Origin of the sequence: Arthrobacter vasquezii (genome assembly GCF_029455255.1) — a bacterium.
GTDB classification, from domain to species: domain Bacteria; phylum Actinomycetota; class Actinomycetes; order Actinomycetales; family Micrococcaceae; genus Arthrobacter_D; species Arthrobacter_D parietis.
The window spans coordinates 22,490-29,340 of the sequence record NZ_JAROKN010000036.1 but is presented as its reverse complement, the minus strand read 5'-3'; the positions used below and the strand labels follow the sequence as shown (position 1 = coordinate 29,340).

The 6,851-nt window shown below is 63.9% G+C and carries 7 protein-coding genes; 6 read left to right on the top strand and 1 reads right to left on the bottom strand.

Features of this window, described 5'->3' with window-relative positions; translation table 11 throughout:
- Nucleotides 1-18: 18 nt before the first annotated feature.
- Genes P4U43_RS12635 through P4U43_RS12625 form a run of 3 tightly spaced genes read left to right on the top strand, consistent with a single transcriptional unit; the run spans nt 19 to nt 1,552 of the window.
- On the top strand, nt 19-363 hold the full coding sequence (locus tag P4U43_RS12635; RefSeq protein ID WP_277359057.1) for a hypothetical protein: 345 nt from the start codon (nt 19-21) through the stop codon (nt 361-363).
- Nucleotides 360-947, top strand: a complete 588-nt coding sequence (locus P4U43_RS12630; protein ID WP_277359055.1) for a DUF6286 domain-containing protein — start codon at nt 360-362, stop codon at nt 945-947. Before P4U43_RS12635 ends, P4U43_RS12630 begins: the two co-directional genes overlap by 4 nt.
- Complete coding sequence (locus tag P4U43_RS12625) at nt 944-1,552, top strand: hypothetical protein (protein ID WP_277359054.1); 609 nt, start codon at nt 944-946, stop codon at nt 1,550-1,552. The genes P4U43_RS12630 and P4U43_RS12625 overlap by 4 nt, the downstream gene beginning before the upstream one ends.
- Nucleotides 1,553-1,595: 43 nt before the next feature.
- Here the strand turns inward: P4U43_RS12625 and P4U43_RS12620 are convergent, their stop codons facing one another.
- The gene (locus tag P4U43_RS12620) at nt 1,596-3,329 is read right to left on the bottom strand and encodes a glycoside hydrolase family 13 protein (protein WP_277359053.1); all 1,734 of its coding nucleotides are present in this window, start codon (nt 3,327-3,329) and stop codon (nt 1,596-1,598) included.
- A gap of 164 nt (nt 3,330-3,493) precedes the next feature.
- On the opposite strand from P4U43_RS12620, the gene P4U43_RS12615 reads away from it, so the two are divergent.
- The 3 genes from P4U43_RS12615 (at nt 3,494) to P4U43_RS12605 (ending at nt 6,847) form a co-directional block, all read left to right on the top strand.
- Nucleotides 3,494-4,843 carry an ABC transporter substrate-binding protein gene (locus P4U43_RS12615; RefSeq protein ID WP_277359052.1) on the top strand — a complete coding sequence of 450 codons (1,350 nt, stop codon included), beginning with the start codon at nt 3,494-3,496 and terminating at the stop codon, nt 4,841-4,843.
- 85 nt (nt 4,844-4,928) lie between these two features.
- On the top strand, nt 4,929-5,894 hold the full coding sequence (locus P4U43_RS12610; protein WP_277359051.1) for a carbohydrate ABC transporter permease: 966 nt from the start codon (nt 4,929-4,931) through the stop codon (nt 5,892-5,894).
- Complete coding sequence (locus tag P4U43_RS12605; RefSeq protein ID WP_056545889.1) at nt 5,891-6,847, top strand: carbohydrate ABC transporter permease; 957 nt, start codon at nt 5,891-5,893, stop codon at nt 6,845-6,847. Before P4U43_RS12610 ends, P4U43_RS12605 begins: the two co-directional genes overlap by 4 nt.
- The last annotated feature ends 4 nt before the right edge of the window (nt 6,848-6,851 follow it).

Below are 6,851 nucleotides of genomic sequence, written 5' to 3'. Positions count from 1 at the left end.
GCCGCAGCGCCGCAACGGCTGGCCGGCCACAACCGGATCAGCACGCAGGCGCTCACCAGCACAGCGTGCGCCGTTGCAGCCGAGGTGCTTCGGGTTCCCGTCCGCGAGGTCCGCGCCAGCTGGTTTGACGACGCCGGTCTGCTCGCCCTCAGCCTTGCTACGCCCATCGCCATGCCTTCCCTGCGCCGGGTGGCAGCGGACCCCGCGGCTGTTGAGATGTTCGGTGGATCCGTTGAGGACCGCGTGCATCGAGCCAAGGGGGTCATTCTTGAGCGGGTCGCCCAGCTGAGCGGGTCCCGTCTGAGCCGCGTCGACATCAGGGTCACCGGCGCCCGTGTCAGTGAGCGCGGGAGGACGCAATGAATGATGAGACCACCCGCCTGACCTCGGACGTCATCCACCGGGAAACCCACGCATCCCGGGCGGTACCGGCCACGATCGTTGCCGGGTTGGTCATCCTCGTCTGCCTGTACGTGATGCTGGAGGCCGCTCTGAAGGCGCTTGGCCAAAATCCCTGGTTACTGGGGCCGGAGGCAACGGCAGGGTGGCTGGGTGCGCTTCCGGCAGGTGTCTCCGCCTCAGTGCTTGCCGCGGCGGGAGTGTTGATCTTCCTGGTGGGGCTCCTGTTTTTCCTCGCTGCGATCCTTCCCGGCAGGCGGGCGCGGCTAAGCATTCCCAACGGGCGCGCCGCCGTCGTCGTTGATGCGGAGGTGCTGGCATCCTCGCTGGCGCGCCGCGCGCGCGTGGCTGCGGGGGTGACTCCGGAGCAGGTGCTGGTGACCATCGGCCGCCGGCTCGTCGACGTGCAGGTGCGGCCAACATCCGGCATCCCCGTGAACCAGGAGTCCGTCCAGGCGGCCGTGGAGGATGAGCTTCGCCGGACCGCCATCGATCCGGTGCCCGAGGTCTCGGTGGCGATTGCGCAGTCCGGGGTGATCGGGCAGTGAACCAGACGCCACGGACCATCAACCGGATCCTGCTCGCAGTCTTCGGTCTGGGACTGATGCTCGCCGGAGCGCTCGCCATGGCGCTCGGTGTCCCCGCCGTCGCCGGCTGGTGGCAGTCAACGGCTGCGCAGGCTGGTCAGTGGATCAGCAACGTTTTGGACGCTACAACCCTCCCCGGGCAGCGGGACAGCTGGCTCTGGATCGTTCTAGCCCTGCTGATGGTGCTGCTGATCATCCTCATGTTCGCGTGGGTGGCCAACCAGGGGAAGGGACGGTCAGGAACGCTTGCCTATGACGACGACGACCACCCGGTTCCCGGCAGCGTCACCATCAACGCGGCGGTGGCGGAGCAGGCCCTGAAGGCTGCACTGAGTGAGCGGGTGGACCTTGTGAACTCGGCCGTATCCACCTATGAGTTCCGTGGCCGGCCTGCACTGAAGGTGAAGGTCTTCCCGCGGCAGGGCGTGGCGCCCTATGTGGTAGCGGAGGAGGTCTCGGCGCTCGTGTCTGCGCTGGATGCCGTGCTCGGCGTGCAGACACCGGTGCTGATCAGCATCAGCTCCGGTGCCCGCTCGCGTTTCACCCGCGCCGAAAGGGTGCGCTAGGCAGAGGGTGCGTTAGGGCTAGTCCCGCGCGGCGCCGGCTGCGTCAGGACCGCTCGATCCAGACCGCGCAGTCCGGCTGCAGCTTCTTGCCGCCTCCCGCTTCAGATACGGCATCTTCCGCGCTGGCAAGTACGACGACGCCGGAAGGCAGCTCGATGGGCTTCTCGCCCATGTTCGCAGCCACCAGCACTGAACCGTTGGTAAGGGCGATCACGCCCTCGCCGGGGCGGTGCTCCGGCGCCCACTCCAGCGATCCGCGCCCCAGTCCACGCGAAGAGCGTTCGGTCAACGCCGACTTCACCAGCTCATGCACGGAGCCGGGGCGGTCAACCTGGACGTCCGCCGCGTACGCCGCGAAGCCGGCGGGCTGGGGCAGCCAGGGGGCGGCGTCGTCGTTGTTGTTGGTTGTGCTGAAGCCGAAGCCCGGTGCGTCAGCCTTCCACGGAAGCGGCACCCGGCAGCCGTCGCGGCCGCGCTCCACGCCCTCCGTGCGGAAGAACGCGGGGTCCTGGCGGACGGTGTCATCCAGCAGGGTGTGCTCGGGCAGGCCGAGCTCATCTCCCTGGTAGAGGTAGGCGGAACCGGGCAGCGCCAGCATGGTGAGAATCGCTGCGCGTCCGCGCCGCAGTCCCAGCGCCTCGTCAGGCTGCTCATCCCGCGGCCCAACGCCCTTGGGCAGCTGCGTGGGGTCCTGCAGGCCGAAGCGCGTGGTGTGCCGGACGGTGTCGTGGTTGGAGAGGACCCAGGTGCTGGGCGCACCGACATTCCCGGCCTGCGCGAGTGATTCGGTGATGCTTGCGGTCAAGCGCCCGGCATCCCAACCGGCGCGCAGGAAATCGAAGTTGAAGGCCTGCTGCATCTCGTCCGGGCGGACATAGTGGAAGAGCCGCTCCGCCGGTTCCACCCACGCTTCCGCGACCAGCATGCGGTCCCCGGGGTACTCGGCCAGGACGCGGTTCCAGTCGCGGTAGATCGCATGGACGCCGGGCTGGTCGAAGTACGGCGGCGTGGGCTCGGTGGCTGTTGATTCTTCGGCTGCATCGGGGTTGTGTACGTCGCCCACCATGCTCTCGCGGCCGGCCCAGTCCGGCAGTCCCTCCGCTTTGACGAGGCCGTGCGCCACGTCGATGCGAAAGCCGTCCACCCCGCGGTCCAGCCAAAAGCGCAGGACAGAGATCATTTCCTCATGCACTTCGGGGTTCTCCCAGTTGAGGTCCGGCTGCTTGGTGTCAAACAGGTGCAGGTACCACTGGCCGTCCTCCACCCGCGTCCAGGCATCGCCGCCGAAAATCGACTGCCAGTTGTTCGGGGGCAGCTCGCCGTTCTCGCCGCCGCCGTCCCGGAACATATAACGGTTGCGCTCGCTGGAGCCCTTCGGAGAGCGCAGGGCGGCCTGGAACCACTCGTGCTCGTCCGAAGTGTGATTGGGTACCAGGTCAACGATCACCTTGAGTCCGCGCTCGTGGGCGTCGGCCAACATGGCATCGAAGTCAGCGAGGGTGCCGAAGCGGGGATCCACATCCCGGTAATCAGCGACGTCGTAGCCGGCATCCGCCTGTGGTGAAACATAGAACGGCGAAAGCCAGACGGCGTTCACCCCGAGGTTCTGAAGGTAGGGGAGCTTGCTGGTGATGCCGTGCAGGTCACCCATGCCGTCGCTGTTTCCGTCCGCGAAGGAACGGGGGTAGATCTGGTAGATCACGGCGTCTTCCCACCAGGCGGCGCCTCCACGGTCCTGAACCGGGTGGACGGGAGTTGAAAGATCGGAGGCAGTCATGGGGGCTCCTCTGCAGGATGGTGGGTCACGATTGGATATCGACGGGGCGGTCGGGTGCGCCTGGTGTTGCAGATCACAACGTAAGCGCTTACTTTGATCGTATCAAGAGGCAAGGCGGCGGTAACCAATTCAGTGCCTAGCTGCCGGACAAAGGAGTCATTTTCATGGCGATTATTCGCGGTAAGAAAGCGGTGCTGCCAGTGGCCGCACTCAGCGTGCTAGCACTCACACTCTCCGCCTGTGGATCGGGAAGCGAGGGCGAAGGAGGCGGTGACCAGCCGGCTGCCGACTGCGCTAACTACGAGGACTACGGAACCTTCGATGGTGAAGAGGTAAGTGTCTACTCGACCATCGTCGACGTCGAAGCGGAGAGTCTCGAGAACTCGTGGGCCGATTTCGCCGAGTGCACCGGCATCGAGGTTGTCTACGAAGGCTCGAAGGAATTCGAAACCCAGATCGGCGTCCGTTCACAGGCCGGGAACCCGCCGGACATCGCCATCTTCCCGCAGCCGGGTCTGCTTGCAGCCGAGGTTGCCAGCGGCAACGTCCTGCCCGCGCCGGATGCCGTCGAGGCACTTGTCGACGAGAACTGGTCCGAGGACTGGAAGGGCTACGGCACCGTGGACGGCGAGTTCTACGCCGCCCCGATGCTCGCCAACGTCAAGGGTTACGTTTGGTATGACCCTGCAACCTTCGAGGAGAAGGGCTGGGAAATCCCTACCACCCTCGATGAAATGATGACCCTCACTGAGGACATCGCTGCCGAGGGAACCATGAAGCCGTGGTGCGCAGGCTTCGAATCCGGTGAAGCCACAGGCTGGCCGGGTACTGACTGGGTTGAAGATTATGTTCTCCGCCAGGCCGGACCTGAGGTCTATGACCAGTGGGTGAACCACGAGATTCCGTTCAATGATCCCCAGATCGTGGAAGCTTTCGATTCCGTCGGTGAAATTCTGAAGAACGACGAGTTCGTCAATGGCGGTTTCGGAGACGTGCGCTCCATCCTGACCACTCCGTTCGCTGATGCCGGCCAGCCGGTACTCGACGGCGAATGCGCCATGCACCACCAGGCATCCTTCCAGGCCGCCAACTGGCCTGAAGGAACCGAGGTTGCCGAAGACGGAGACGTCTGGGCATTCATGACCCCGGGTGTCGAGGAAGGCAGCAGCGCGATCACGGGCGGCGGCGAGTTTGTCGCAGCGTACTCAGATGAGCCTGCGGTGGTAGCGTTCCAGACCTTCATGGCAAGCGGTGAGTTTGCCAATAACCGCGTCTCCGAGGGCGGCGCAATCAGCGCCAACAAGGCCCTCGACCCGTCGTTGGCACAAAGCGCGCTGGACCGGCAGTCCATCGAGTTGCTGCAGAGCGAAGACACTGTCTTCCGCTTTGACGGCTCCGACCTGATGCCGGGCGCCGTTGGCGCCAACTCCTTCTGGAGCGGCATTGTCGAATGGATCAATGGCACGCCGACCAACGAAGTGGTTGACACCATCGAAAGCAGCTGGCCCCAGTAGTTCCTTCTGCGGACCCGGCGTTCCACGGTAGTGGGACGCCGGGTCTGTCCTGACAACTGACCGCACCCAGCAAGGAGGCTGCGTTATGGAGGATCTCGGCGAGAAATTCCTGCAGGTGGTGATCGCCATGGCGATCTTCGCCGCCGTCATCGGGATCATCATGCTGCTGGTGGACCGTGCACCCAAATCGTTCCGCGACAAGGCGACGATCATCGGCTTTCTGGCACCCGCTGCAATCCTGTTGATTGTCGGCATGGTCTGGCCTGCGCTGCAGACCACCTTCCTCGCGTTCACCGACCGCGACGGAAACCTCACCGGTCTGGACAACTTCATCTGGATGTTCACCGAGCCGACCGCCCTGGTCACCCTTCGGAACACCGTCCTATGGGTGATTCTCGTGCCCACAATCTCCACGATCATCGGTCTCGTCTATGCCGTCTTCATCGACAAGGCGCACGGCGAGAGAGTGTTGAAGGCACTCGTCTTCATGCCGATGGCCATCTCCATGGTGGGCGCGGGCATTATCTGGAACTTCATGTACGCCTATCGCGGAGTGGAACAGGAGCAGATCGGGCTGGTCAACCAGATCCTCGTCTGGTTCGGTGGCGAACCGCGTCAGTTCCTGCTCGAGGCACCGGGGAACACCTTCTTCCTGATCGCCGTCATGGTCTGGATCCAGGTGGGCTTTGCCATGGTGATTCTCTCCGCCGCCATCAAAGGCATCCCCGCAGACATCGTGGAGGCATCGCGCCTGGACGGTGCGACTGCCTGGCAGCAGTTTTGGAGCATCACCATTCCGTCAATCCGCGGAGCGTTGGTGGTGGTGATCACCACCATCACGATCATCACCCTGAAGGTGTTCGACATTGTGCGGACCATGACCGCCGGAAACTATGACACCTCCGTGATCGCCAATGAGATGTACACGCAGGCATTCCGGGCCAACGAACCCGGCCGGGGCGCGGCACTGGCGCTGATCCTGTTCCTGATGGTGCTGCCCGTGGTTATCTACAACGCCCGCGTGCTCAAGAAGCAGAAGGAAATCCGATGACTTCGACACCAGCTGTTCCAGCCATGGGAACCAAAGACACCGGGGAAGACACCACGGTACAACCGCCCATCGCCCGCCGGGTGAAACAGCGCCTGACGTCCCGCGGCGCCACGATCGCCGCGGTGATCATCGCTGTCATCTGGACCGTACCGACGCTCGGGCTGTTCATTTCCTCGTTCAGGCCGGAAGAGAACATCAACCAAAATGGTTGGTGGAACGTGCTCTCGAACTTCGAGTTCACACTCGACAACTACGCGGACGTCCTGATCTCGGGCGGCAGCCAGTCGCCGAACCTCGGCCAGTACTTCATCAACTCCCTGGCGATCGTGATTCCGGCGACGCTCATACCGCTGGTGATCGCCTCCATGGCGGCCTACATCTTCGCGTGGAGCAGTTTCCGCGGGAAGGACACACTGTTCGTGTTCATCTTCGCCCTGCAGATCATTCCTCTGCAGATGGCGCTGATTCCGCTGCTCACCCTCTTTGTGAACCTGAAGATCGGCGAGTTTGAGCTCCTTCCATCCGGATCCTACGCACAGCTGTGGATTGCGCACACCATCTTCGCGCTGCCGCTGGCCATCTTCCTGCTGCACAACTTCATCGCGGAGATTCCCGGTGAAGTGATCGAGGCAGCGAGGGTGGACGGCGCCGGACACGCCACTATCTTCTGGCGGATCATCATTCCACTGTCGGTGCCGGCGTTGGCCTCCTATGCCATTTTCCAGTTCCTGTGGGTCTGGAATGATCTGCTGGTTGCATTGGTGTTCTCCGGAGGTACAGGGGACGTTGCGCCCATTACGCAGCGGCTCGCCGAGCTCACCGGTACCCGCGGCGGCGAATGGCACCGACTCACGGCCGGCGCCTTCGTGTCCATGATCGTCCCGCTGCTGGTCTTCTTCGGGCTGCAGAGGTACTTCGTCCGTGGTCTGCTGGCTGGTGGCCTCAAGGGCTGATGCA

Bases quoted from the DNA above. Each gene is read 5' to 3' on its own strand.
- P4U43_RS12615 (WP_277359052.1), top strand. From the start codon at position 3,494: ATGGCGATTATTCGCGGTAAGAAAGCGGTGCTGCCAGTGGCCGCACTC.
- P4U43_RS12610 (WP_277359051.1), top strand. From the start codon at position 4,929: ATGGAGGATCTCGGCGAGAAATTCCTGCAGGTGGTGATCGCCATGGCG.
- P4U43_RS12605 (WP_056545889.1), top strand. From the start codon at position 5,891: ATGACTTCGACACCAGCTGTTCCAGCCATGGGAACCAAAGACACCGGG.
- P4U43_RS12620 (WP_277359053.1), bottom strand. From the start codon at position 3,329: ATGACTGCCTCCGATCTTTCAACTCCCGTCCACCCGGTTCAGGACCGT.
- P4U43_RS12630 (WP_277359055.1), top strand. From the start codon at position 360: ATGAATGATGAGACCACCCGCCTGACCTCGGACGTCATCCACCGGGAA.